This window comes from Catellatospora methionotrophica, assembly GCF_011297335.1.
In the GTDB taxonomy this organism is placed as follows: domain Bacteria; phylum Actinomycetota; class Actinomycetes; order Mycobacteriales; family Micromonosporaceae; genus Catellatospora; species Catellatospora methionotrophica.
Map to the genome: position 1 here is coordinate 959,541 of NZ_JAAOTJ010000001.1, position 26,123 is coordinate 985,663.

Genomic DNA, 26,123 nt, shown 5'->3' on the forward strand with positions numbered 1-26,123 from the left:
CGGTCCCGGCATGCGGAAGGGGTGGCCGCCGCCGCGACCCCGGGTGCAGCGGCTTGCGCGCGCTGCTCGCCTGCCCCTAGAGTTCGATCGCCGCATATGCAACAGGCGCGAGCACGCGACGATGCCGTCGAGGCCGAATGCCCAGCCGTCCGCCGCGGGGGAGCACCACCATGACCTCAGCCCACCGTGAGCCCCTTCTGGTCGAGGGGTCCGGGCTCGGCAAGACCTACCCCGCCGGGCCGGGCGGCGCCGCCGTCCCGGCGGTGCGCGGCCTCGACCTGGAGCTGCGCCGGGGCGAGGCGCTCGGCCTGCTGGGCACCAACGGCGCGGGCAAGTCCACGACCATGCGCATGCTCGCCGCGGTGTCCCCGCCGACGCACGGCACCCTGCGGGTGTTCGGGCTGGACCCGCTGCACGACGGACCCCGGATCCGGGCCCGGCTCGGCGTCGTCCCCCAGGACGACATGCTCGACCAGGAACTCACCGTCCGGGAGAACCTGGTCGTCTACGGCCGGTACTTCGGCCTGCCGAAACGGGTCCTGCGGGAGCGGGCCGAGCGGCTGATCGAGTTCGCCGCGCTGGAGGCGAAGGCCGACGCCCCCGTCACGGCCCTGTCCGGCGGCATGCGCCGGCGGTTGACCATCGCCCGTGCCCTGGTCAACGAGCCCGAGATCCTGCTGCTGGACGAGCCGACCACGGGCCTCGACCCGCAGGCCCGTCAGCTGCTGTGGGACCGGCTGATCCGGCTCAAGAACGACGGCGTGGCGCTCATCGTGACCACGCACTACATGGACGAGGCCGAGCAGCTCTGCGACCGGGTGCTCATCATGGAACGCGGCGCCCTCGTCGCGGGCGGCAGCCCGCGCGAGCTGATCGGCGCGCACGTCCTGCCGGAGGTGCTGGAGCTGCGCTTCACCGGCACCGAGCACGCCGCCGGCTGCGCCGCCGTGAAGGAGCTGATCGCCGAGGGTGCGCCGTGGCGGCTGGAGGTGCTGCCCGACCGGCTGCTCGTCGCGGCCGCCGACGGGCAGGACGCCCAGCGCCGCATCGAGGCACGGGTGCTGCCCCGCGCCAGCCTGGTCCGCCGGGCCACGCTGGAGGACGTGTTCCTGGCGCTGACCGGCCGGGCCCTGGTGGAGTGAGCCGTGACCACCCCCGCCTACTCCCCCGCGTTCGCCGAGTTCCGGTACTGGGGTGCCATCTTCGCCAAGTCGTGGCGGCCGGTGCTGGTCAACAGCGTGGTCAACCCGGTGCTGTTCCTGGCCGGCATCGGCCTGGGGCTGGGCGGGCTCGTCGACGATCGCTCGCCGCTGGACGGCGGGTTGAGCTACGCGGCGTTCTTCGCCCCCGGGCTGCTGGCCGCGGCCGCGATGCAGACCGCCGTCGTCGAGGGCGGCCAGGCCGTGTTCAACGCCGTACGCACCCGGCGCAGCTACCGGGTCGCGGCGTACACGCCGCTGCAGCCGCACGACATCCTGCACGGGCACCTGCTGTTCATCGCCGTGCGCATCCTGCTCAGCAGCGCGGTGTTCGTCGCGGTGATGTACGCCTTCGCCATCCCCGCCTCACCCGGCGCGGCGCTGGCGGTGCCCGTGGCGGTGCTGCTGGGCGTCACCTGCGCCGCGCCGACCGCCGCGTGGGCGATCACCGTGCAGCAGCCGTCGGTCATCGGCAACTTCTCCCGGTTCGTCGTCATGCCCCTGTACCTGTTCTCCGCGACGTTCTTCCCCGTCGAGGTCATGCCCGGGTGGTTGCAGCCGCTGGTGTACCTCAGCCCGCTGTGGCACGGCGCCCGGCTGTGCCGCGACCTGTCCGTCGGGACCGTGAACCCGCTCGACGCCGGCGTCGACCTGGCCCTGCTGGCCCTCACCGCGCTGGCCGGCTACCTGGCCGCCCGCCGCAGCTACCGCCGCCACCTGCATTCATGACCGGAGTCGCCATGGGCAGCGCCGCCACCGCAACCACCCGCCACCGCGGCGCGGGCCGGCCGTGGTGGCTGGTCGAACGCCACCTGCTCGTCTACCGCCGGTCGTGGTCGGTGTTCGTCGCCGACGTCACCGAACCCCTGCTGTACCTGATCGCCATCGGCCTGGGCATCGGCAGCCTCGTCGGCGAGGTCGCGGGCACCGGGGTGCCGTACGCGCGTTACCTGGCGCCCGCGCTGCTGGCGACCTCGGCGATGAACAGCGCGATGAACGAGGCGTCCCAGCGGGTCTTCATGCGCATCAAGCTGGAGAAGACCTACCAGACGATGATCACGACACCGATGACGGTCCGTGACATCCAGTTCGGGGAGGTGAGCTGGGCCGTGCTGCGCGGGCTGGCGACCACCGCCGGCTTCCTGGTCGCCGCGACCGCGATGGGGCTGGTGCGCTCGCCGTTCGCGCTGCTGGCGATTCCCGCCGCGGCCCTGGTCGGGTTCGCGTTCGCCGCCTGCGGGCTGCTCGTGGCGACCCTGCTGCGCAGCTGGTACGACTACCTGTACCTGCAGCTGTTCATGCTGCCCATGTTCCTGTTCGCCACCACGTTCTTCCCCCTGGACCGCTTCCCCGACGCCGTCCGCCCCGTGGTGCAGGCGCTGCCGCTCTACCACGCCGTCACGCTCCTGCGGCAGGTGTGCCTGGGCCGCATCGACCAGCACGCGGCGCTGTCCGCCGGCTACCTGCTGCTGCTCGGGCTGGCCGCCTGCGCCCTGGCCGCCGGCCGGTGGCGGCGGATGCTGCAGTCGTGACATCCGCCGGAGCATCCGCCCCCGAGGAGGCCCGATGACCGTCGCGCACACCCTGCCGTACGTCGTGCAGCGGCACTACAACGCCTACGCCTACCTGGCGCTGCCGCTGTGCGCGGCACTGGCCGAACCCGGCGGCGCGGACTGGTTCGACTCCGGCTTCGTCCAGCTGCACGCCTACCGGCTCACCACCCGCCCCGAGGAGGTCCACCTCGACCTCGTCGACGCGTTCGCCTACCAGCGCTTCCTGCCCACCGAGACCGTGCCCGCCGCCGCCGCGCGGGCGATCACCGACGCGGCGGGCTTCGTCCGCGAGCACCTGGCCGTCGGCCGCCGCGTCGTGCTGTTCACCGAGGACTCCGCGCTGACCGGGCAGCCCGGCGCGCGGTTTCGCGAGTACCTGTTCGTCGGGCACGCCGGCGACCGGCTGACCGCGGTCGGTTTCGACGCCAGGCGCCGGTTCACCACCGTCGAGTTCACCGCCGAGCAGGTCCGCGACGCCTTCCGGGCCGGGCTGCGTCTGCAGGAGCAGGCGGGCGGCCCTGTGCCGGTCACGGCGTACGCGCAGCTGCTGTCCGCCCGCGCCGAGCCGCCACGCCCGCCCCGCGCCGACCTGGCCGCGCAGGTCACGGCGTACGCCCTGGGCACCGCGCCGCCCGGCTTCGACCCGCGGCAGGGCTGGTGGTGGTTCGACCGCGCGCTGGACCTGTCGCCGGGGACCGCCGTCAGCTACGGCACCGACGTCTACGCCCTGCTGGGCGAGCACCTGCGCGGGCATCTGGACGCCGGGCTGCCGCTGAACTACCCGATGTTCCACCTGCTCGCCGAGCACAAGCGGCTGCTGCTGGCCCGGCTGTCGCGACTGACCGCCGACCCCGGCGTGCTGGCCGGCTACCGCGCCCTGGCCGGCGAGGTCGACCTGCTGCGCATGAAGATCATGCTGTCGCGGGAGCGGCGCAAGGTCCTGCTGACCGGCCCGGACGTCGACGGTCTGGTGGGGCTGGGCCCGCGCGAGCGCGAGCTGGTCCTGGCGGCGGTCGGATGATCGTCCGGCGTGTGTGGACGGCCGGCGGACACTGTGGACGGACCATGGTGCATCGATCACCGACCCGTTATGGTCATGACTCGTTGCCGCCCGACCCCCCGAACGCACGGAGATCCTGAATGCGCCTCACGATACGAACCACCCGCCTGCTCGGTGTCGCCGTCGCCGCCGCGGTGCTGGCCACCGGGTGTGCCGGCTCCCCCGCGGCGCAGAACGCGCAGGGCCAGAACGGCAGTAGCGCGCCCGCGGGCGCGGCGTCGACGATCACGATCGGCATCGACGTTCCGTTCCATCCGATCTGGAACTATGTCCAGTCCAACAAGGACACCTACTTCGGCGGCAAGCCGTACCGGGTCGAATTCAAGGTGCTCGACGCCACCACGCAGGTGCCCGCGTTCGGCAAGGGCGACCTGCAGGTGATGACGACCGTGCCGAGCTTCATGCCCATCGTGAAGAAGCAGTACGGCATCGACACCACGTACGTCTTCCCGCTGGCCCGCTGGACGGTCGGCCCGCAGATCCTGGTCAAGAAGGGCTCGCCGTACCGGACGCTGGCCGACCTCAAGGGCAGGACGGTCGCCATCTCGCCGCTCAAGGAGCGCTTCGGCGCCGAGCAGGCCGCCGTGCTCGGGGCCACCGGCCAGAAGATCGAGGACTACTTCAAGCTGGAGCAGACCTCCGCCGCCGCGCAGCAGCTGACCCTGGGCCGCGTCGACGCCGCGTTCATCGAGGCCCCGACGACGTACCCGCTGCTGCAGGGCGGCCAGTTCGAGGCGATCTACAGCGTGCACGACGCGTTCCAGGCCGCGTTCAGCGACCCGGCCGTGATGAACGGCGGCTACATCGTGCGGCGCGACTTCGTCGCCGGCAACCAGCAGTTCCTCAAGGACCTGGTCGCGGCCACCGAGGACGCCTGGAACAAGTACCAGCAGGACCCCAAGGCGGTCAACGAGGTCGCCAGCAAGGTCAGCGGCATCCCGGTGGAGCAGCTCGACGTCGTCGGCCAGGTGCTCGACCTCAAGACCATGCCGCTGGACCAGCGCCAGGTCACCCAGCGCGACATCGACACCTGGGCGAAGCTGTTCCCGCTGCTGCAGCAGGCGGGCTTCATCGAGGTCGCGCCCGCCGACGTGCCGGCCATGTTCGTCCTGACCTCGCAGCTCAAGAAGTGAACCGAGTGTTCCGGCCGGCGCGGATCGCCATATCCGCGCTGGTCCTGCTCTTTCTGTGGTGGCTGGGCTCGCAGTTCTACGCCGACTACATCTTCCCGTCCGTGCCCAGTGTCTGGTCGGCGTTCACCAGCGCGGTGTCGCGCGGCGTCTGGATGGAGATGGTCGGCGACACGCTGCTGCACACGCTCAGCGCGGCCGGGGTGATCCTGCTCATCGGGCTGCCGCTCGGCATCGTCATCGGGCGCTCGCGTATCGCCGAGGACCTGTCCCGGGTGTGGCTGGTGTTCCTGCAGACCGTTCCCACGGTCGTGCTGATCGCCATCGCGCTGATCTTCATCGGCGCCAACACCACGGCGGTGGTCACGGTGACGGTCGCCAGCGGGCTGACCTACTTCATGCTGTCGGTCGTGCAGGGCACCCGGGCGATCGACCGGGACCTGGTCGAGATGGCCAAGGCGTACCACGCCGGCGAGTCGGTCATCATGCGTGCCGTACTGCTGCCCGCCGTGGTCCCCTACGTGCTGGCCGGGGCCCGGATCATGCTGGGCGTCGCGTGGCAGGTCACGCTGTTCGCGGAGTACCTCGTCGGCAGTGCGGGCGTCGGCTTCCAGATCAGCTCGGCGATCAAGCTGCTGGACACGTCCGGGGTGTTCATGTGGGGCTTGAGCATCGTGGCGTTCACGCTGCTGTTCGAGTACGGCATGTTCCGTCCCGTCGAGGCGTACCTGACCCGCCACACCCGCAGGAGCTGACATGTCCTTCGTCGAGATCACCGGTCTGAGCCACCGGTTCGGCCGCGACCGCGGCGGTCCCGTGCTGAGCGACGTCACGCTCAGCGTGCGCCGCTCGGAGTTCGTCGCCGTGCTCGGTCCGTCCGGCTGCGGCAAGTCCACCCTGCTCAACGTCCTCGCCGGCCTGGTCTCCCCCACCGAGGGCACGGTCACCGTCGGCGACGGCACGGTCCGGATCGGATACGTGTTCCAGGCCCCCCGCCTGCTGCCGTGGCGCACCGCCCGGCGCAACGTGGAATTCGGCCTGGAACAGACCGGCGCGTCCCGGTCGGCGGTCCGTGAACGGGCCGCGGCGGCGCTGGAACTCGTCCACCTGGCCGAGCACGCCGACAAGTACCCCAACCAGCTCTCCGGCGGCATGCAGCAGCGGGTGGCGCTGGCCCGGGGCCTGGCCATCGAGCCCGACCTGCTGCTCATGGACGAGCCGTTCGCGGCACTGGACGCGCTCACCCGCTCCTACCTGCAGGAAGAACTCCTGAGCCTGGTACGCCGCACCGACAGCACCACCATCCTGGTCACCCACGACATCGACGAGGCGCTGCTGCTCGCCGACCGGGTGGTCGTCATGACCCAACGCCCGGCCCGCATCGCCTCGATCGTGGACGTGCCGTTCGGCCCCGAGCGCTCGGTCGCCTCGCTGATCGCCGACGAGCGCTACCCCGAGCTGCGCACGTCGCTGCGGGAGCTGCTGCGCCCACAGGTGACCGCCGCGGCCGGGCCGTCGCGCGCGCAGGTGACCGCCGATGCGTGAGCCGCTGCTGGTCGGCCTCGACATCGGCACGACCGCGACGAAGGCGGCGGTCTTCGACGGCGGCGGGCGGCTGCTCGCGGCGGCGACGGCGGCCTATCCGGTGCACCGGCCGCGGCCGGGCTGGGCGGAGCAGGATCCGCAGGACTGGCGGGATGCCACGGCGCAGGTCCTGCGGGAGCTCGGCCGGTCCTGCGACCTGACCGGTGTCGCCGCGCTGGGTCTGGTCAGCCAGGTCAACACGCACGCTTTCGTCGACGCGTCGCACGGCGCGCTCGGTCCGGCGATCGTCTGGCAGGACCAGCGGTGCGCGGCCGTCGCGGCCGAGCTGGACGCCCGGTTCTCGGCCGCCGACCGGGAGCGGATCTGGGGCGGCCCGTTCACGATCGACGCGTCGTACCTGGTCTCGCGGGCGGCGTGGTTCGCCGAGCACGGCGCGTGGGCGCGTACCCGCTGGGTCCTGCTGCCCAAGGATCTCGTCGTGGCGGACCTGACCGGGCAGGTGACCACCGACCCCGTGTCGGCCGTGGGCCTGACCGGCCCGGACGGCTACCTCGGCGAGGCGGTCGAGCTGGTGCCCGGCCTCGGCGAGCGGCTGCCGCCGCTGGCGGAGCCCGCCGCTGTCGTCGGCCGGATCGGCTCCGGGCGGTGGGGACTGCCGGCGGGCACGCCCGTGGTGGCCGGGACGATGGACGCCTGGGGCAACCTGTACGGGTCCGGGGCCGTCGGGGTCGGTGACGGGATGCTCGTGTGCGGCACGTCGGAGATCGCGGCCGTGGTGTCCGACCGGATCGTGCCGACGTTCGGGGTGATCGCGTTTCCGCCGCGTGACGGGCTGATCGTGCACGCCGGGCCGACCCAGGCCGGCGGCGACGCGTTGCGCTGGTGGGCTCAGGCCCAGGGCCGGTCGATCGCGGCCGTGCTGGCCGACGCCGCCACGGCGCCGCCTGGCGCGGGGGGCGTGCTGTTCCTGCCGCACCTGGCCGGCCAGCGCGCGCCACTGTGGGACGCCGACGTGCGGGCGTCGTTCCTCGGTGTCAGCGCGGACACGACCGGGGCGGAGCTGGCCCGCGCCGTGCTGGAGGGCGTGGCGATGTCGGCGCGGGAGGCGTTCGACGCCGTCGCCGCGGCGGCCGGGGTGCCGGTGCGTGGCGTGGCCGTGTCCGGCGGCGGGGCCCGCAGCGACCTGTGGTGCCAGATCAAGGCGGACGTGCTCGGCAGGCCGCTGGGGCGGCTGGCCGTCGCGGACAGCGCCGTGCTCGGGGCGGCGCTGCTCGGCGGGGTCGGCGTCGGGGTCTATCCGAGCATGGCCGCCGCCGCGGCCGCCGCCGTACGGGTGGAGCGCGAGTTCGCCCCGTCGCCGGACGGCGCGGCCCTCGACGAGCTGTACGACGTCTACCGGGCGGCGTACCAGGCGCTCAAACCGGTGCACGCGGCACTGGCCCAGACGCGGAACTGACCGTCCGGACGCGCACCATCGTCGATATCATGGAGCGCAGCCTCGCACGTCATCGCCGAGGGAGAGATTGCCCACTCATCCCGGAATCGCCTGCCGTTGACTAATGTGGACGTTGATGAGAGTCTTTTTGAGCAAGCAAACGGGGATCTGCCAGCCTGCCGCCCTGCCGTGAACCACCGCGGGGTGCGATAGCGGCGTCGGTTCGTTCAATTCGGCACATCGGTGTGCCGGGCCTCTTGCCGGGCACCGGTCTCCGTTTCGCGTGTCGGATCGCCTCCCCATGCAGGGGGCTAAGGAGCGTGCCGAAAACCATGGCAGACATGCCGATCACTCTCGACAACGTCAAGCGCGTCGACTCGATCAGTGTCGAGGACTTCCAGCGCGACCACGTGTCCACGCACACGCCGGTGATTGTCCGCAACCTCCAGCAGGGAACCCGGCTGGGCGGGCTGACCACCGAGGAGGCGTTCGCCGCCGCGTTCGGCGACCAGGTCATCCAGGTGCAGCAGAACTACACCAGCCCGCTGTCGCGCAGCACTGCCGCGGCGCGCCGGCAGGGCCTGAGCCAGAAGGTCCGCAACCGGATCGAGGACCAGCGGCTGGACGCCTACCTGGAGCACGTGCGCGACAACCCGGACACCGACCTGCTGTGCGTCGAGTACCGCACGCCGCAGGCGCTGACCGCGGCGCTGCGGGTGCCGGAGATCTGCCTCGGCGCCGACCGCGCCGAGGACCTCGTCACCTTCACCTTCGTCGCCAACCAGGGCAACTACGCGCACCTGCACTTCGACGGCGACTTCCGCAACGTGCTGCTCTACCAGGTCTTCGGACGCAAGCGGGTGGTGATGGTGCCGCTCGACGCGCAGGAGAAGATCTCGCCGGCGATGAACTTCAGCAAACTGCTGATCCAGAACATGGGCGAGGAGGAGAAGCTGCACCTGCTGCGCTATCTGGGCGCCTACGACTGCGTCCTGCAGCCGGGTGAGGCGATCTACTTCCCGCCGTCGATCTGGCACTACGTCGAGTACATCGACACCGGCATGTCGATCAACTTCCGGTTCGGGCGCGACCCGTTCGCGGCGAAGGTCGTCGACGCCAACCGCGTGCCCTTCTACCCCGACCTGCACGCGGTCCTCGGGCGGGTCACCCGGCTCCCGCAGGGCCCCGAGCGGGCCGCGCTGCAGGAGCGGATCTGGGCCGAGACCGAGCCGGTCCTCGCCGCCGCGCACGCCGACTCGACGCAGCGGCACCGCGCGGTCGACGCCCTCTACCGGTCGCTTTCCGACACCGTGCCCGGCGGTCCCGCCCGGCCGCTGCAGGTCGGCATCGACTGCCCGGTCGCCGAGGCGATGGCGGTCGAACGCTACGACGACACGGTCCGGGCGTGGCGCCGCGAGCTGATGCTCGGCGACCCCATCTGACGTCGCCGGCTCATCGGGGGGAGAGAAAGTTGTTCGAGTCGCTCAGCGTGCTCGACGAGCGCATCCGTGAGGAGCTCGACGAGCACCGCTTCTACTCGCGGCAGAGCTGGGTGCCGCCCACCGTGACGGCGGACGGCGATCCGGTGCACGACGTGGTGGTGGTCGGCGCCGGCCAGAGCGGGCTCGCGCTGGCCGCGCAGCTCAAGCTCCGCGGCGTCCGGCGGGTCGTCGTCGTGGACCGCCAGCCCGTCGACGAACCGGGGCCCTGGTCGACGTTCGCCAGGATGCCGCAGCTGCGTACGCCGAAGTCCATTCCCGGCCCGGACTGCGGCTACCCGCTGCTGCGGTTCAAGACCTGGTTCTGCTCGGCCTACTCGGCGCAGGAGTACGCGCGTTTCGAGTTCATCCCGCTGCCGCTGTGGCGCGACTACCTGGCCTGGTTCCGGCGGGTGCTCGACATCGACGTGATCGGCGGCACCGAGGTCGTCGGCCTGCGCACGGCCGGCGCGGGGCAGCCTGGCGGGCACCTGGAGCTGGACACGGTCGCCGCCGGCGGCGGTGGCCGGCTCAGCGCCCGCAAGGTCTGCCTCGCGACCGGGATGACCGGCGCGGGCCGGTGGGCCCCACCGGACGGCCTGGTCGACGGCCTGCCCGCGCACACCGTGACCGGGGCGTGGGAGCCCGTCGACTGGACGTCGATGCGCGACACCGAGGTGGCGGTCATCGGAGCCGGCGCCACCGGGTTCGACAACGCGGTGCGGGCGCTCGACGCCGGCTGCCGCTCGGTGACCGTGTTCGCCCGCCGCCCGTTCCCGAAGAAGGATCTCTACTTCGAGATGTGGCGGGGGCGCGACGACAGCGGCGTCCGCCCCGACGAGGCCGGGCATCCACCGGCGGACCTGCTGGACGCCCTGCTGGCCTACCACCGGCTGCTGCCCGACCACGACCGGCTGCGGCTGCTCGACCGGCTCTTCGCGCACGGGCGCTCGCCGGCCAATCCGGACTATCTCGCCAGGGTCCGCGACGTCGAGCGGATCCGCATCCTCGAAGGCTGCCCCGTCGACGGCGTCGACTACGACGCCACGGCCGGCAAGGTGCTCATCCGCAGCGGGGACCGGACCCATGCCGTCGACCGGATCGTGCTGGCCACCGGGCCGCAGCCGGGGCTGCACCACCGGCCCGAGCTGGCGTCGCTCGCCGACCGTGTCCTGACCTGGGGCGACCACACCGCGGGCGCCCGGACCACGCCGCCGGAACTGGCCGCCTATCCCAAGCTCACCACGCACTACCAGCTGCGCGCCAAGGACGGCGACGACGCCGGCCTGTCCGACGTGTACAGCCTCGCCGACCTGGTCCACGCCACCGTGGGCCTGCAGAGCATCCAGCACGTGGCACCGGTGGTCGCCGACCACATCGCCGCCCAGCTCTACCGCGACCACCTACCGGACACGCTGGCGTTCGTAGAGCGCCTCGACGACTGACCCGACGGCTCCGCAGACGACTTCCGGGGGGAACGAATGCACGCCACCCAGCACACGCCCAGTTCAGACATGTGGTTCAACTGGAACAACGTTCCGGTCGAGGAGCCGGAGCCGCCGGCCCCCGACGCCGCCGACGGCATCCTGTTCGACGAGACGCTGCGCGACGGCATCCAGGCGCCGAACGTGCGCACGCCCAGCATCGACGAGAAGCTCCGGATCGTGGACTTCATGGCCGAGGTCGGTGTGGGCTCGGCCGACCTCGGCTTCCCCGGGTCCGGACCGGCCGCGGCCGAGCAGTGCGCCCGCATCGCGCGGCACATCGCCGACCGCGGCCTGCCGATCGCGCAGGGCTACGCGGGCCGCACCCACCCCGCCGACATCGCGGCGATCTGCGGCGTCTCGCAGAGCGCCGGAGTCCGCGTCGAGGCGTACGCGTTCATCGGGGTCAGCCCGATCCGCCAGTACGTCGAGGACTGGGACCTCGACATGATCAAGGCCAACATCGTCGAGTCCGCCGACAGCTGCCGCCGCGAGGACGTCGAGTTCGTCCTCGTGCTCGAGGACACCGTGCGCTGCACGCCCGAGATCCTCGGCCAGATCTACGACGTCGCCATCGACTGCGGCGTCGGCCGCGTGACGCTCTGCGACACGGTCGGCGCCGCCGTGCCCGCCGGCACCGCGTCGCTGATCCGCTGGACGACGCGGTACTTCGCCGACCGGGGCCGGCCGGTCGGCCTGGACTGGCACGGCCACAACGACCGCGGCCTCGCGCTGGCCAACTCGCTGACCGCGCTCGCGCTGGGCTGCCAGCGGGTCCACGGCACGATTCTGGGGGTCGGCGAACGCGCCGGCAACGCGTCCATCGACCAGCTCATCGTCAACCACCACCTCGAAGACGGCTCGGCATACGACCTGCTCGCCCTGCGCCGCTACTGCGACTACGCCGCCGACGTGCTCGGCGTGGACATCCCGGACAACTACCCGGCGATGGGCCGCGACGTCTTCAAGACCAGCGCCGGTGTGCACGCCACGGCCATCCTCAAGGCCCACGAGAAGGGCAACCAGCGCGTCAAGGACACCGTGTACTCCAGCGTGCCGGCCAGCTCGCTGGGCCGGGCGCAGGAGGTCCTCATCGACTCCTCGTCCGGCGCGAACAACATCCGGTACTGGCTGACGATGCACGGCTTCCCGGTCGAGGACTCGTCGATCAAACGGATCCTGGACACGGCGAAGACGTCCACCACCCCGCTGGACGACCAACAGATCCGGCAGATGCTCGCGGAGGTCAGCTGACCATGTCCACACCACCCACGGTCCGGCTCGACGGCGGCGTCCTGGTCCTGACGGAGGATCCGGCGCTGATCGCCGCGCAGCTGCGCGGGCAGGGGCCGCCGGCGGCCGAGCTGATCCGGCAGCCGCTGCGCGACAACATCTCCACCGACGAGATCATCCCCGGCTGGTGCTGTTACTGGTACGACCAGCGCCTGGGCGACTTCGCCTACCTCGGCCTGCGTGACCGGCAGTTCGAGGAGGGCGCGATCCGGGCCTTAGGGCCGCAGATCATCGTCAGCGGCTCCGGCAAGGGCTGCGGATCGTCGCGCGAGCACGCCGTCTACGCCGAGAAGTACGCCGGCGTCCAGCTCGTCTTCGCCCGCTCCTTCGAACGCATCTACCAGCAGAACTGCCGCAACGTCGGCATGGTGACCTGCGAGGACTTCGGCGTGCTGGCCGAGCTGATCGACGGCGCCGAGCTGCCGCTGTCGGCGCTGACCAGGCAGGCGACCGGCCTGGAACGCGCGATCATCGACACCGGCGGCCTGTTCGGCTACAACCACGCCTTCCGCGCCGGCAAGCTCACCCAGGCGGCGGCGACGTTCGGGCCGCCGCGCCCGCTCAACTGCGTGGAGAAGATCGTCCAGAGCCATCTGGCCGACCGGCACCCGCGCGACGACGGCGCCACCGTCACGGTCGCCGAGACCTACTTCGTCAAAGCCGACGTGCGCTTCTCCCACGAGTACGTGACCCCGATGGCGGCGGGCATGTTCGAGGAGCAGTTCGGTGCCGACGCCGCCGTCGTCGACCCGTCGTCGACGTATTTCTTCCAGGACCACCTGTCACTGGCCGGGCAGGTGCTCGCCGCACGCCCGAACGGGCTGCAGCTCACCCGCCGGGTCGACGACCTGGCCCGCCGGCAGGCCGAGTTCGCCGCCGCCTCCGGCGGCACCCTGGTCGGGGCCGTGCCCACCGGCGGCAGCCAGGCCATCTGCCACAACTACATGGTCGAGCGGGTCGCCGAGCCCGGCCAGGTCGTGATCGGGACCGACAGCCACACCTGCACCGCGGGCGCGGTCGGCGCGCTCGCCTTCGGCATCGGCGCGACCGACGTCGCGAACGCCTGGTACACCGGCGAGATCCTGGTCAAGGTGCCCCGGGTGGTCCGCATCGAGCTGCGGGGCGCGCTGCGGCCCGGGGTCTGCGCCAAGGATCTGATGCTGACGCTGCTCGCCGACCCGCTCGTGGCCGAGGGTCGCAGCCTCGGCGCGGTGCTGCTGTTCACCGGCGCGGGCCGGCACGGGCTCAACATGGACGAGCGGGCCACCGTGTGCAACATGGCGGTGGAGGCCGGCGCGATGACGGCCATCGTGGAGCCCGACGACGTCACCGCCGCCTACCTCGCCGCCCGCCCCGCCGGCCGGGCCGCACCGCGCCCGCCGGTCGCCTGCGACCCCGGTGCCGCCTACGCCGAGGAGCTCACCGTCGACCTCGGCTCGGTCGAGGCGATGGTCGCGCTGCCCGGCGACCCGCGCAACGCGGTCCCGCTGTCGCAGGCGCCGGCCGACGTACGCGTCGACAAGATCTACGGCGGCTCGTGCACCGGCGGCAAGGCGTACGACATGGACATGTACGCGTCGGTGTTCGACCTGGCCCGCGCGAACGGCGCCCGGGTCCCCGACGGTGTGCAGGCCTACATCCAGATGGGCAGCGACGAGGTGCTGCGGTACGCGACCGAACGCGGCTACGTCGACCTGTTCACCGCGGTCGGCGTCACCGTGCTCCCGCCGTCGTGCGGCGCGTGCATCAACGCCGGGCCCGGTGTGTCGCTCACCCCCGACGAGGTCACCGTCAGCGCCCAGAACCGCAACTTCCCCGGCCGCTCCGGGCCGGGCCAGGTCTACCTCGCCTCACCGTACGTCGTGGCGGCCACAGCCATCGCGGGCCGGCTCAGCTCGGTCGAGGACATGCTCACCACCGGCGGCGCCGCATGAGGATCGCGGTCATCCCCGGCGACGGCATCGGGCAGGAGGTCGTGGCCGCCGCCCTGCCCGCCCTGGATCTGGTCGCCGAGATCTTCGACCTAGACGCCACAGTCGAGCAGTTCGACTGGGGTGCCGACCGGTGGCTGCGCACGGGTGTCGGCCTGCCCGAGGGCGCCGTCGCGCAGCTGCGCGCCGAGTTCGACGCGGTGCTGCTCGGCGCGCTGGGCGACCCGCGCATCCCGGACATGGCACACGGCCGCGACATCCTGCTGGGGCTGCGCCGCGGCCTGGACCTGTGCGTCAACCACCGGCCGCTGCCGCTGGCCACCGGCACGATCGAGCTCTTCCGGGAGAACACCCAGGGCCTCTACGCCGGGGTCGGCGGCACTGTCGGCCCGCCGGACCGGCCCACCGTCGCCATCGACGAGTGCGTCTACACCCGCGACACCGTGCAGCGCTTCCTGCGCTACAGCCTGGGGCGCATCCGCGACGCCGGCCAGCGGCGGGTCACGCTCGTGCACAAGGCCAACGCCGTCCCGCACACCGGCCGGCTGTGGCGGGAACTGTACGCCGCCGAACTCGCCGCCTTCCCCGAACTCGACGGCACCGACGAGTACGTCGACGCGTTCTGCTACCACCTCGTCCGCGACCCCGGCCGCTACCAGGGCGTGGTCGCGCCCAACCTGTTCGGCGACATCATCAGCGACATCGGCGCCGCGCTGCTCGGCGGCCTCGGGCTCGCAGCCAGCGCCAGCATCTGCCCGCAGGCCCGGCTCGCCCTGTTCGAGCCGGTCCACGGCAGCGCCCCGGACATCGCCGGCACCGGCGTCGCCAACCCGTACGCGACCGTGCTCTGCCTGGCCCTGATGCTCGACCACCTCGGCCACCGCGCACCCGCCGACGCGCTGCGGGCGGCCCTGGCCGCGGCCCGCGCCGAGGGGGGCACGCCCGACGTCGGCGGCCACGACACCACCAGCGGCTTCATGACCCGTGTCCTGGCCGCGCTGCGGCACCAGCACCACCGCGCCCGACCCCGAGAGGTGACAGCACAGTGAAGGTAGTCGTCGTCGACCCCATCTCCAGCGGGGCCGCGCTCGCCGACGCGCTCCGCGAACGCGGCACCGAGCCGTTCCTGCTGTACCGGCCCGTGCTCGCCGGGGCGTTCGCCGCCGATCCCGCGCCCGGCGGGAAGCTGCTGCACGAGTCCTTCGACGACACCCTGGCCGTGCTGCGCGACATGGGCGTGGAGGCGGTCGTCGCGGGCACCGAGACCGGGGTGACCCTCGCCGACGAACTGGCCGCCGCGCTGGGCCTGCCGCACAACGCCCCGGAGCGGGCCGAGGCCCGCCGCAGCAAGCTGCACAAGGCGCGGGCGCTGGCGGCCGCCGGTGTGCCCGGACCGGTGACCGTCGAGGTCGGCGACCTGGCGGCGGTGCCCGCGGCGCTGGCGGCCTTCACCCGGTTCCCGGTCGTCGTCAAGCCCGTGGCCAGCGCCGGCAGCGACGGCCTGGCCGTCTGCGCCGACGCCGAGCAGGTCCACCGCGCGGTCGGCGAGCTGCTCGGCACCGCCAGCGCGGTCGGCGGCGTCAACGACACGGTGCTGCTCCAGGAACACCTGACCGGCACGCAGTACGTCGTCAACGCGGTCAGCGTCGCCGGACGGCACGTGCTGACCGACGTCTGGATCTGCCGTTTCGACGAGATCGAGGGCCGGCCGATCCTGCGCCACCAGGTCTCCCACAGCACCCTGGACCCGGCCGAGTGGGCGGTGGTCGAGTACACCTTCGCCTGCCTGGACGCCCTCGGCGTGGTCAACTGCGCGACCCACTCGGAGATCCGGCTGACCCCCGACGGGCCGCGGCTGATCGAGGTCAACTACCGGCTGATGGGCCTGGGCCTGGCCGCGGACGTCTTCGTCCAGGCGCACGGCTACAGCCATGCGACGCTGTTCGCCGACGCGCTGCTCGGCCGCCCCGAGTTCGACGCGTTCGCCGCCCGGCCCTACCAGCCGCGCGGCGACATCGGCTTCGTCATGATGCGGGCCGCGGGGCGGGGAACGGTGAGCGCCATGCCGGGGCTCGACGAGATCCGCCGGCTGCCGACGTTCCGGTGCTTCATCCGGCTGCCGCAGCTCGGCATGCAGATCAAGGACCCGCTGATGACCACCGGCACCGCCGGCGTCGCCTACTACAGCGGCCCGGACGCCGCGGCGATCGTCGCCGACATGGAGACGACCCACGACATCGTCGACAGCGGCCGGCTCTACACGATGAGCGACTCGTGACCGGCCTCGCCCTCGTCGTCGTCGCGGTCGTCCTGCAGGCCGCGGGCAACGGCCTGCTCTCGGAGAACCTGTCGGGCACGGAGAGCCTGCTGCTGTCGTTCCTGGCCTTCGGCATCGCCACCGTCGTCTTCCTCGGCGTCGACCGGTGGCGCACGCGCGACGCAGCGGCCGGTGCCGGCGGCCGCCGGCTGCCGCCGGGCGCCGGGCGGGCCCTGGTGCTGCTCAACGTCGCGACCGCGGTCACGTTCCTCAGCTTCTTCTGGTCGCTGTCGCTCATCCCGGCACCGCTCGCGGTGGCCGTCGAGGCGAGCATCGGCCCGCTCATCCTCACCGGCGTACGGTGGCGGACGCTGGCGGGCGCGCAGCGCACCGGGCAGCTCCTGCTCGGCGGTGTCACGGTCGCGCTGGCCGTCGCCGCCGCCAACCGCATCATCGTCGACTCCACGACGGCCGTGAGCACCCAGCTGTTCGGGGTGGCCGTCGCGGCCGTCGCCGGCGCGTCGGCAGCCGGCATCGCGGTGCTGTCCTACCGGCTCGGCGAGCTGCGCGTCTCACCGGCCCGGGTGACGGCGCACCGCTTCCACCTGACCTACGCGGCCGCCGCCGTGCTGCTGGCCGTCACGTCGGGCTGGTCGACGGTCGACGCGCTCGGCGGACGTGCCGGGTTCCTGCTGCTGGTCGCGACGCTCGGCACCGCCCTGCCGCTGTTCATCCTCCAGGCCGGGCTGCAGACCACGCCGCCCATGAAGGCGTCCATGGTGGTCTCGGCGCTGCCGGGGCTCACCTATCTGGCCGCGTCGGCGGCCGGTCGCCAGGGCTTCGACGCCGTCACGTTCGTCCTGATCGGCGGGAGCATCGTGCTGGCGTTCGCCGGGCCCGCGCTGATCAGCGTGCTGGAGCGCCGTACGGCAGCGGAGGTCTCCGCATGAGCGCGGGCCCACCCCGGTTGGCGGCCCGGGCCGGTGCCGCCCCGTCGTCGGTGATCCGCGACTCGCTGGCGCTGATCTCCCGGCCGGAGATCATCTCGTTCGCCGGCGGGCTGCCCGCACCGGAACTGTTCGACGTGTCCGGTCTGCGCGAGTGCTACGACCGGGTGCTGGCCGACAGCGGACCGCGGGTGCTGCAGTACTCCACCACCGACGGCGACCCGGTGCTACGCGAAGCCGTCGCCGCGCGGCTGTCCCGCACCGGTATGCCCACCGATCCCGGTGACCTGCTGATCACCAGCGGAGCGCAGCAGGCCCTGTCGCTGCTGTCCACCGTGCTGCTCGAACCCGGCGACACGGTGCTGGTCGAGGATCCGACCTACCTGGCCGCCCTGCAGTGCTTCGGCTACGCCGGGGCGCGCGTCGTCGCGGCCCCGACCGACGCCGACGGCATACGCACCGACCAGCTGGCCGACCTCGTCCGGCGCGAGCGGCCCAAGCTCATCTACCTGGTGCCGACCTTCGCCAACCCGACCGGGCACACCCTGCCCGCCGAGCGCCGCGCCGAGGTCGTCCGGGTCGCCGGCCGGCACGGCGTATGGGTCGTCGAGGACGACCCGTACCACGAGCTCCGCTTCCGCGGCGAGCCCGTGCCGGCGCTGTCGTCGCTGGACGATGCAGGCGGCCACACCATCCTGCTCGGCAGCCTGTCCAAGACGGTGGCACCGGGCATGCGGCTGGGCTGGCTGCGGGCTCCGGCCGAGGTCCACCGGGCGTGCCTGCTCGCCAAGCAGGCCCTCGACCTGCACACCTCGACGATCGACCAGGCCGCGGCCGCGGCGTACCTCACCCGGTACGACCTCGACCGTCACCTGAAGACGGTGCGCGAGGAGTACGGCCGCCGATGCACCGCCATGCTCGACGCGCTGGCCGCCGCGATGCCGCCCGGCAGCACCTGGACCACCCCCGACGGAGGCATGTTCGTCTGGGTCCGCCTGCCCGCGGGCCACGACGCCGCCGCGCTGCTGCCGTCGGCAGTCGCGCACGACGTCGCCTACGTGCCGGGCAGCCCGTTCTTCGCCCAGCAGCCCGACCCGCGCACCCTGCGGCTGTCGTTCACCACCCACCGCCCTGCCGTCATCGCCGAGGGCATTCGGCGGCTGGGCGAGCTCCTGGCCCGCTGAGTCCCCCCGGCCGCCGGAGCTCGGCCGAGCGGTGGCGCAAGCTGTCACCCGCCCGGCAGGCGCCGCCCGTCATGGTCCATCTGCGCTGCGGGCACAGCCTGGTGGCGAAGCTGACGGTCGGCCGCCGTCAGGAGATCAGGATGCCGCCGCGAAGGCGAGCTCGTTCGCCGTGAGGCGCCGAAGCAGCATCCGCGTTATGGCGATCTCCTCCTGGGTGAGTCCTGACGCTTCACCGATCGTCGTCGGCACGCAACGGATGCGTTCCCTGAGTGCTTCACCTTCCGCGGTGAGTGCGACCTCGACAACACGTTCGTCCTCGCCTCGACGTCGACGCGTGATCAGCCCGTTCGTCTCCATCCGCTTGATCAAGGGCGTCAGGGTGCCGTACTCCAACTGTAGAGCGGAAATGAGGTCCTTTACCGTGACGGTCTTGCGCTCCCAGAGAACCAGCATCACGAGATACTGGGGATATGTCAGCCCTACTGGTTCGAGGAGGACGCGATAGGCGCTGGTCACGGCGCGCGAGGCGGCGTACAGCGCGAAGCAGAACTGGTCGTCTAGGCGCATCGAGGCGTAGTCGGGCTCATTCGGGCGTATTGGTGACTGCGTCACGAGACCTCCTGCGTCCGTATCGGGCTTCGATCGACAGTGCTTGCGACTCGCTCACGCGGCCTCGTTCAGCCCGTTGCGGCGTCAGCACCGCCAACAAACTAACTTTAGCACGGTTTACTCTTGCACAAGGTATCCGTCGGCAGGACCGCCCCATGTTCGCCTGGTGAGGCGGCTGGCATGATCGACGTGATCATGGCGGCTGCACTCGGCCCCGCATTTCTGCGCGGGCCGCGCGCCACCCGGCCCGCGCAGGATCAGCGGACCTGCCCGCAGGCGCCTCGTGCGGACACCGATTGACCGCCGAGGTGGTGCTCTCTGCCGTGTTTTGCCGCGTACAGCGCCTCATCGGCGCGCCGCAGAGTCGTCTCCGCGTCCTCCAGCTGCCGCAGTGTCACCCCGACGCTGATGGTCCGGCCGCCATCGGCCACCGCAGCCGCTATCCGGTTCGCAATCTGCAGTGCCTCGTCCCGGCTGGCCACATTCAGTAACGCGACGAACTCGTCACCGCCGACGCGGAACACCTCGTCACCCTCGCGCAGCGCCTGACGGATGGCGTCGGCCACCTCGATGAGCGCACGATCGCCGACGTCATGGCCCCACGTGTCGTTGATGGCCTTGAAGCTGTCGATGTCGATGGCGAGCACCGCGGTGGACCATGGAGCGCCGGAGGCCAGTCTCCGGGCCAGTGGGCGGCGGTGGCGCAGCCCGGTGAGCGGGTCGGAGTCGGCCAGAGTCTGCAGCCTGTGCTGTGTGGACATGCGCTCGTAGGAAGCGACGGCGTTGATCATCAGCAGTTCCAGGATGACGGCTGTGTCCGGGAGCGGCTGGACCGAGAGCTCGTCCATGATCAGCGTAGCGGCGTCGAAGTCAGGATGCGGCGTGCCCGGCGGCAGAGTGGCGGCGACCAGAGTGCGCACGCCGACGTCGACGAGTGGTTCGAAACCGCCGAGGCCGACGATGCCCACTTCGCCTCGTGAGTATGCGGACTGGTGTCGTGCTGCGGCGTCTATCAGCTTGGACAGACTTTCCGGCGGGAGGGCGCCGATGGTGTCGACCAGTCGCCGGGAGCCGGACCCGCAGTGGTCCGCCACGACGGTGAGCGGCGGACCGCTGTCGACGAGGTCGTTGGCCCTACGGATGAGCGTCACCGCGCATCGCAGCCCGGACAGGTCGACCGCCGCGCGGCAGAAGCGGGCTGCCAGTTCCGTGAGGTCGTTGGCGGTGGCGATACTCAAGGTGTGGCTGAGCAGCCACTGGGGTGGGCTCGGCTCGGACGGGCCATCCAGCTGGTGGATACGCGCGCCCAGGAGCGTGCCGATCTCGGCCAGCACCGATGCCCAGTGCTTGAGATCGGCCAGGGCGACGTCGGACTCGACCGTGACCACGCCGATGACGGTCTCGTGCGTGCCGCGTACTGGCGCGCAGATCATCGAGCCGACCGGTCGGCGCGCGTGCTGGCCGGGGCAGCCGATGGCAGCGCCGCGGCGCGCGATCGTATGGCCGGTTGTCAGCACTTGCCCGGCCATGCCGTAGTCGATGCGTACTGCCTGCGGCGCGTGCCAGACACCGCTGCAGGCACCCAGGTACAGATGGTTTGCGTTGATCAGCAGAACGTTCACCGAGGCGCCCGTGCGGGTGCTGACGGCGTCGACCACCGCATTGCACGTTCGGTAGACGGATTCACAGGCGCGCACGGCTTGGGCGACCTCATCGACGAGTCCTGTTGCTGCGGTCATGTCGGCAGTCCTCCTTGCTTGAGAGTCGGCGCAGCATCAGCAGCGGCCGTGCCCGGCCGGCTGTCGGCTGCCGTACTCGGACAGCAGTGCGGGCTCGTCGATGGCCCCCTCGTCGGCAAGTCCGAGGAAGGCGTCGACCGCACGGGGATCGAATTGCGTCCCACGCCCCGCCTCCAGCTCTTTGCGCGCCTCGCCGACCCCGAGCGCGCGGGCGTACCGCCGGTCGACGCGCATCGTGGCCCAGGCATCGCACACCGCGATGATCCGCGCCTCGACCGGGATGTCGGCGCCGGCCAGGCCGCGCGGATAGCCGTTGCCGTCATACCGCTCGTGATGTGCCGCGACCAGCGGGGCCAGATCCGGCCGGTTCATCTCCACGAGCAGCCGGGCGCCTTCGTCCGGGTGGCGGCGCATCTGGACCCACTCATCGGCGGTGAGCCGGCCGGGCTTCGCCAGCAGCGACTCGTCGATGCTCATCTTCCCCACGTCGTGCAGGCGTCCCGCGGCGGCCGCGCGCAGCTGCGTCCGCCGATCAAGACCCAGACGCGCGGCGGTCTGTTCGGCCCACCGCGCGACGGCCGTGCCGTGCTCGCGTTCGCTCAGGACGGCGTCGATCTTGTCGGCCATCCACACCAGGTCCTGTGGGAGCGTGCCTTCGGAGTCGACCGGTGTCGTGCGTTCGCGCCGCGCAGATGCCGGGCTGGAGACGAGCGTGTCGCCCGGGAAGTCGCCGCCTGGTTCCACGGTGGGCCGGCCCGCCCGGAGAGCCAGCAGTTCGATGCACACCAGCGCCATGACGGCCGAACGGTCGGCATCGGTGTCTGAGATCGCGGTACCGCGGCGGGGATGCCCGACGAGGATCATCGAACCGCCGATGCCGCCGAGGAGCGTTTGCACGTGCGCCGCAGTCGAAGCCGTGTCCCAGCTCCAGTTCGTCGGGGCCACTGGGCGGCCGTCTCGCCGCAGGAGTTCGACCGCTTCACTCAAAGTGGACGGTTCAGCGAACACCATCACGACTGCCGGCTGCTCTGTGTTGCCCATGGTTCCTCCTCAGGGAGTGCGCGGGAGCTGGTTCCTGGCCCCGCCTGTATGGTAAAAACCTAGTCCACGTGTTCCTCGTGTACAAGGTATTTGGTCGTAATTTGAAGTCAATTGTGTTGACTCACGGTGGGGCTGCCGCCCAGGTCAACGAACGTGGACCTTCCAGCTGGTCTAGATGACAGTCACTTCGGCTGGGGGTCGCGTCGAGCCGCCGGCCGCTCTCGCGATCAGCCATAAAACACGGCGCCGGTTCCCCCGATCCAGGCGGCGCGAGCTGGCTCTTTCAACCGACCCGTGTCTCCTTGGGCGTTTTAGCTTTGACGCTCGATCGGCTGACTGGTCGAGCGATCGCTTAGCGTTCCGATTACGGAACGATGGTTGGCGAGCGAGATATTCCCCAGCTGGCCGCGCGGTCCGCCACCCTCACCTGAGATCGCGGCTTGACCCTCCGCCCGAGGGAGATGGGATTGTTGGCATATGCGCGATGTCAGCTGGCCGAAGACAGATCACCGAGGGGAATGAGAATTGCGGGCTTGGGACGGCGCAGCACTCGCGTGCTGTCACCCGAAGTCACGACCTCCGGGCGAAGCAGACCGCCGGAAGCACCTCGACCCGAGCCGACGCGATTGTCCACGACGCAGCCAACAACTGGGCGCAGCCCACAGAAAGCTTGTGCACAAGCTAAACGTAAGCTAGCTTTTAAGGCTCAGCCTGACGTCGCCAGAAGCCGCATGGTCGTTCTGCGGTCTACCTCGCCGAAGCGTCGGTCGACGTCAGAAGTCCATCCGGCCGTTGCTACGCGGCCGTGGCCAGGCGCGGCGCGGCGCTGGCTAGCGCATTCGAATCGGGGGAAGCGTGGAATTCGATTATGTGATCATCGGTGCCGGTTCGGCAGGCTGCGTCCTGGCGGCACGGCTGTCTGAACAGCCGGATGCGAGCGTCCTGCTGCTGGAGACCGGCCCCGCGGACACCCGCCCGGAGATTCACGTGCCGCCGGCTTGGCCCACACTGTGGGGCACCGAAGTCGATCATGCGTACCGGACGGTACCGCAGGAGGCGATGGACGGCCTGGAGCGCGACTGGCCGCGCGGGCGGACGCTCGGCGGAAGCGGTTCCATCAACGCCATGGTCTACCTGCGTGGCCATCGCAACGACTTCGACACGTGGGCCCAGGACGGCGCACCTGGTTGGGCGTATGACGACGTCCTGCCGTACTTCCAGCGGATGGAGACCGTGCCGCACGGGGATCTGCGGTATCGCGGCTTCCGCGGACCGTTGCTGCCGCAGAGGTCGACCACGCCCAATCCGCTGTCGCAGGTGTTCGTGGACGCCGCCGCACAGGTTGGCCATCCGGTCACCGAAGACTTCAACGGCGCGCTGCAGGAGGGTGTCGGCTGGCATGACCTGACCATCAATGTCGGAAAGCGGCAGAGTACCGCGGTCGCGTACCTGCGACCTGCGCTGAGCCGCCCCAACCTCACGGTGTGGACCGAGTCGCGCGCGACAAGCCTGCTCGTGCGCGATGGACGCTGCACGGGTGTCCTCGTGCGCCATAACTGCGAACTTGTCGACGTACGCGCCAACCGAGAGGTGATCGTGTCGTCCGGCGCGGTGGATTCACCGCGCCTTCTGCTGTTGTCGGGGATCGGGCCCGCGGACGAACTGCGACAGGCGGGCGTCAAGGTGGTGCACGACCTTCCCGGTGTCGGGAAGAACCTGCAGGACCATCCGCTGACCAGTGTGGTCTATGAGTCCACTCGACAGATTCCGCCCGGCAACGCCAACCATGCGGAGACTTCGCTGCTTTATCGCAGCAGCGAAGCCGTCGGTGGGCCGGACGCGCAGATCATGTTCCTGCACGTGCCCTTCCACTATCTGCCAGCGGCCAGCACTCCGCAGAACAGTTTCACCTTCGGTGTGACCGTCGTGCCCCGCAGCCGAGGGTCCATCCGACTGGCGGACGGCGACCCTGAAACCGGTCCGCTGATCGATCCGAACTATCTGGCTGACCCCAGCGATCGGCGTCGCCTGGCCGAGGGCGTGGAGAAGGCGCGAACCATCGCCACGAGTGCGGCATTCGATCCTTGGCGCGGACCGGAACGGCTCCCAGGCGGCAACATCGGGGTCGAAGAGTATGTCCGCGCAGGAACGGGTTCCTACTTCCATCCGGCCGGAAGCTGCAGGATGGGCACTGACGACCAGTCCGTGGTCACGCCGCAGCTACGGGTGCATGGCATCAATAACCTCCGCGTCATCGACGCGTCGGTGATGCCGACACTTGTCAGCGTGAACACCAACGCCGCCACCATCATGATCGCCGAGCGCGGCGCTGAACTGATCCGGGCCGGGGTCTAGCGGGCTGTGCACGTCCATGCCCCGCACGGCCGCGATGCTCGCAGGGTCTACGGCAGGCACTATCCCGGCCATGGCCGCCTGGCAACCGTGCCTAGCTTTCATATCAAACCGGTATAGGAATACCGTAACGGGCGTAGAATGGCGTCCGCAGCGCAGCATCCGATGGCGGCGACGAATCGCCCTAATAGCGCATCTGCCTCTTGCGCCCGCTCGGACCGCATCACGTCTCGCATTACCAATGCTTGAGCAAGCACCATCGCAAGTTCGACGGTGGCGTGGCGCGAACCTTCGAAGGAGAGAACATGAAGTTCACATCGACAACGCGTTCGTTCGGAGTCCTGACCAGTGCGCTGGTAGCGGCTATCGCCGTGACCACACCGATCCTGGCCAACTCCTTCGCCACATCTGCGCGCGCCGAAGAACCCCAGCCCGTTCAACAGCAGGACAAGCCGACGGTGGTGTTGGTGCACGGCGCATTCGCCGACGCGTCGAGCTGGAACGGCGTGATCGAACGTCTGCAGGCCGAGGGATACCCTGTGGTGGCGCCAGCCAACCCACTGCGGGACCTGACAACGGACTCGGCATATCTGCGCAGTGTCCTCAACAGCGTAGAAGGCCCCATCGTGCTGGCCGGGCACTCCTACGGCGGGGCCGTCATGTCGAGCGCCGCCGCAGGTGATCCGGACGTGAAAGCCCTGGTCTACATAACTGCGCTGGCTCCGGACGTCGGCGAGACCACAGCGGAGCTGGTCAACAAGTTCCCGGGCAACACGCTGGGAACGAACCTGCAATCCGTGCCGTTCCCGCTGCCCGGCGGAGGCGAGGGCACCGACCTGTACGTCAAGCGGGAGGCGTTCCGGGAGCACTTCGCCGCCGATGTCCCCGCACCGACCGCGGCCCTGATGGCGGCCACCCAACGTCCGGCCGCGACCGCCGCACTGGAGGGCAAGGCGGCCGAGGCAGCCTGGAAGGTCATTCCGTCGTGGGCGCTGCTGGCCACCGACGACAAGGCGATCCCGCTGGCCGCCCAGAAGTTCATGGCTGAACGCGCCAAGTCCAAGACCGTGGAAGTCAAGGCATCCCATGCCGTCCCAGTATCCCAACCCGGCGCAGTCGCCGACCTCATCATCGAGGCCGCCAACGCCTCGAAGTAGGCCTGGCCGGTAGGGACTGCACGGCCCGTATCCAAAGGGGCCGTCACCAGCATGAGCTCGCATACCAAAGCTCCCGCAGAGCGCGAAGCCCGCATCTGCGGGAGCTTCGGTGTTCTTCACCATGGGGCTGAGGACCGCCTGGACTACAGGTGACAGCGGCGGCCCCACCCGCGGTAGCTCCAGGAACGTCACGATCTCGGCAACCACCGACCGCTGTTGCAGGCGTTGAGGCGCGTCCGGTTCGCCGCGGGCCGCCTGCGACGCGGTGGCGACCTGTCCGTGGCTGCGGCGACTCGGCTGCGTCAGTGTGCCGATGCAGCCACCCACGGTGAGCGAACCGCCACGGCGCGCGGGTGATCCAGGCACCCTGGTGCGGCTGGCCGCGCTGGAGGTGTTCGCTGAGGTCGACGGCTACCTGGTTGACGCGTTCGGTGTGGGCGTCGCTGACCGGGATGCGGCGGTTGCGGGCGATCGCCAGGACGTAGCCCAGGCCGAGGTCTTGCAGGCCAGCGCGTAGTAGCGGGTCCAGTCCGTAGGCCTCGTCGCCGGTGACGAACGCGGCCGGCATCCCGGCGTCGACGGCTTGGCGGATCATGGCCATTGCCAATTCGGGTTTGGTGGCGAACTCGTCCGTGTCAGGGACTCCGGCGGCGGTGCAGCGCAGTTCGTCGTCCGACACGACCTGGGCAGGTACAGCCTGCGGTCGACAAGCGCACGCCCGCGCGGGGA

22 protein-coding genes are annotated in these 26,123 nt (G+C 70.9%); 18 read left to right on the forward strand and 4 right to left on the reverse strand.

Annotated features, from left to right (window positions below; translation table 11 throughout):
• The first annotated feature begins 170 nt into the window (after positions 1-170).
• From HAV40_RS04130 to HAV40_RS04205, 16 genes are all read left to right on the forward strand, one after another.
• The gene (locus HAV40_RS04130) at positions 171-1,142 is read left to right on the forward strand and encodes an ABC transporter ATP-binding protein (RefSeq protein WP_166379094.1); all 972 of its coding nucleotides are present in this window, start codon (positions 171-173) and stop codon (positions 1,140-1,142) included.
• A 3-nt stretch (positions 1,143-1,145) separates the two neighbouring features.
• Positions 1,146-1,928, forward strand: coding sequence for an ABC transporter permease (locus tag HAV40_RS04135; RefSeq protein WP_166379096.1), 783 nt, complete (start codon positions 1,146-1,148; stop codon positions 1,926-1,928).
• Complete coding sequence (locus HAV40_RS04140; protein ID WP_203671654.1) at positions 1,925-2,731, forward strand: ABC transporter permease; 807 nt, start codon at positions 1,925-1,927, stop codon at positions 2,729-2,731. Before HAV40_RS04135 ends, HAV40_RS04140 begins: the two co-directional genes overlap by 4 nt.
• A 34-nt stretch (positions 2,732-2,765) precedes the next feature.
• Complete coding sequence (locus tag HAV40_RS04145; RefSeq protein WP_166379098.1) at positions 2,766-3,773, forward strand: hypothetical protein; 1,008 nt, start codon at positions 2,766-2,768, stop codon at positions 3,771-3,773.
• Positions 3,774-3,892: 119 nt separating this feature from the next.
• The gene (locus HAV40_RS04150) at positions 3,893-4,945 is read left to right on the forward strand and encodes an ABC transporter substrate-binding protein (protein WP_166379100.1); all 1,053 of its coding nucleotides are present in this window, start codon (positions 3,893-3,895) and stop codon (positions 4,943-4,945) included.
• A 5-nt stretch (positions 4,946-4,950) separates the two neighbouring features.
• The gene (locus HAV40_RS04155) at positions 4,951-5,697 is read left to right on the forward strand and encodes an ABC transporter permease (RefSeq protein WP_166379102.1); all 747 of its coding nucleotides are present in this window, start codon (positions 4,951-4,953) and stop codon (positions 5,695-5,697) included.
• A gap of 1 nt (position 5,698) precedes the next feature.
• Entirely contained in the window at positions 5,699-6,487 is a 789-nt protein-coding gene (locus tag HAV40_RS04160; RefSeq protein ID WP_166379104.1) for an ABC transporter ATP-binding protein, read from the forward strand.
• Positions 6,480-7,943, forward strand: coding sequence for a xylulokinase (locus HAV40_RS04165; RefSeq protein WP_166379106.1), 1,464 nt, complete (start codon positions 6,480-6,482; stop codon positions 7,941-7,943). The genes HAV40_RS04160 and HAV40_RS04165 overlap by 8 nt, the downstream gene beginning before the upstream one ends.
• 320 nt (positions 7,944-8,263) lie before the next feature.
• A complete protein-coding gene (locus tag HAV40_RS04170) occupies positions 8,264-9,364 on the forward strand; it encodes a cupin-like domain-containing protein (protein ID WP_166379108.1) in 1,101 nt (366 codons plus the stop codon).
• Positions 9,365-9,393: 29 nt separating this feature from the next.
• Positions 9,394-10,845, forward strand: a complete 1,452-nt coding sequence (locus HAV40_RS04175; protein WP_166379110.1) for an FAD-dependent oxidoreductase — start codon at positions 9,394-9,396, stop codon at positions 10,843-10,845.
• 69 nt (positions 10,846-10,914) lie between these two features.
• Complete coding sequence (locus tag HAV40_RS04180; RefSeq protein ID WP_166379112.1) at positions 10,915-12,138, forward strand: LeuA family protein; 1,224 nt, start codon at positions 10,915-10,917, stop codon at positions 12,136-12,138.
• Between the two features lie 2 nt (positions 12,139-12,140).
• Positions 12,141-14,111: an aconitase family protein gene (locus HAV40_RS04185; RefSeq protein WP_166379114.1), complete on the forward strand. Its 1,971-nt coding sequence runs from the start codon at positions 12,141-12,143 to the stop codon at positions 14,109-14,111.
• A complete protein-coding gene (locus HAV40_RS04190) occupies positions 14,108-15,157 on the forward strand; it encodes an isocitrate/isopropylmalate family dehydrogenase (protein WP_166379116.1) in 1,050 nt (349 codons plus the stop codon). The genes HAV40_RS04185 and HAV40_RS04190 overlap by 4 nt, the downstream gene beginning before the upstream one ends.
• Positions 15,154-16,386 carry an ATP-grasp domain-containing protein gene (locus HAV40_RS04195; RefSeq protein WP_166379118.1) on the forward strand — a complete coding sequence of 411 codons (1,233 nt, stop codon included), beginning with the start codon at positions 15,154-15,156 and terminating at the stop codon, positions 16,384-16,386. The genes HAV40_RS04190 and HAV40_RS04195 overlap by 4 nt, the downstream gene beginning before the upstream one ends.
• Complete coding sequence (locus tag HAV40_RS04200) at positions 16,383-17,315, forward strand: hypothetical protein (protein WP_166379120.1); 933 nt, start codon at positions 16,383-16,385, stop codon at positions 17,313-17,315. The genes HAV40_RS04195 and HAV40_RS04200 overlap by 4 nt, the downstream gene beginning before the upstream one ends.
• On the forward strand, positions 17,312-18,496 hold the full coding sequence (locus HAV40_RS04205; protein WP_166379122.1) for an aminotransferase-like domain-containing protein: 1,185 nt from the start codon (positions 17,312-17,314) through the stop codon (positions 18,494-18,496). The genes HAV40_RS04200 and HAV40_RS04205 overlap by 4 nt, the downstream gene beginning before the upstream one ends.
• 135 nt (positions 18,497-18,631) lie before the next feature.
• Here the strand turns inward: HAV40_RS04205 and HAV40_RS04210 are convergent, their stop codons facing one another.
• From HAV40_RS04210 to HAV40_RS04220, 3 genes are all read right to left on the reverse strand, one after another.
• Complete coding sequence (locus HAV40_RS04210) at positions 18,632-19,063, reverse strand: MarR family winged helix-turn-helix transcriptional regulator (protein ID WP_166380069.1); 432 nt, start codon at positions 19,061-19,063, stop codon at positions 18,632-18,634.
• Positions 19,064-19,362: 299 nt separating this feature from the next.
• Entirely contained in the window at positions 19,363-20,844 is a 1,482-nt protein-coding gene (locus HAV40_RS04215; RefSeq protein ID WP_166379124.1) for a GGDEF domain-containing protein, read from the reverse strand.
• 36 nt (positions 20,845-20,880) lie between these two features.
• Positions 20,881-21,885 carry an HD-GYP domain-containing protein gene (locus HAV40_RS04220; protein WP_166379126.1) on the reverse strand — a complete coding sequence of 335 codons (1,005 nt, stop codon included), beginning with the start codon at positions 21,883-21,885 and terminating at the stop codon, positions 20,881-20,883.
• 855 nt (positions 21,886-22,740) lie between these two features.
• On the opposite strand from HAV40_RS04220, the gene HAV40_RS04225 reads away from it, so the two are divergent.
• Together HAV40_RS04225 and HAV40_RS04230 are read left to right on the forward strand one after the other, a co-directional pair.
• Positions 22,741-24,240 carry a GMC family oxidoreductase gene (locus tag HAV40_RS04225; protein ID WP_239086717.1) on the forward strand — a complete coding sequence of 500 codons (1,500 nt, stop codon included), beginning with the start codon at positions 22,741-22,743 and terminating at the stop codon, positions 24,238-24,240.
• 302 nt (positions 24,241-24,542) lie between these two features.
• On the forward strand, positions 24,543-25,394 hold the full coding sequence (locus tag HAV40_RS04230) for an alpha/beta fold hydrolase (RefSeq protein WP_166379128.1): 852 nt from the start codon (positions 24,543-24,545) through the stop codon (positions 25,392-25,394).
• A gap of 43 nt (positions 25,395-25,437) precedes the next feature.
• Here the strand turns inward: HAV40_RS04230 and HAV40_RS04235 are convergent, their stop codons facing one another.
• The gene (locus tag HAV40_RS04235; protein ID WP_166379130.1) at positions 25,438-26,073 is read right to left on the reverse strand and encodes a transposase; all 636 of its coding nucleotides are present in this window, start codon (positions 26,071-26,073) and stop codon (positions 25,438-25,440) included.
• Positions 26,074-26,123: the final 50 nt, after the last annotated feature.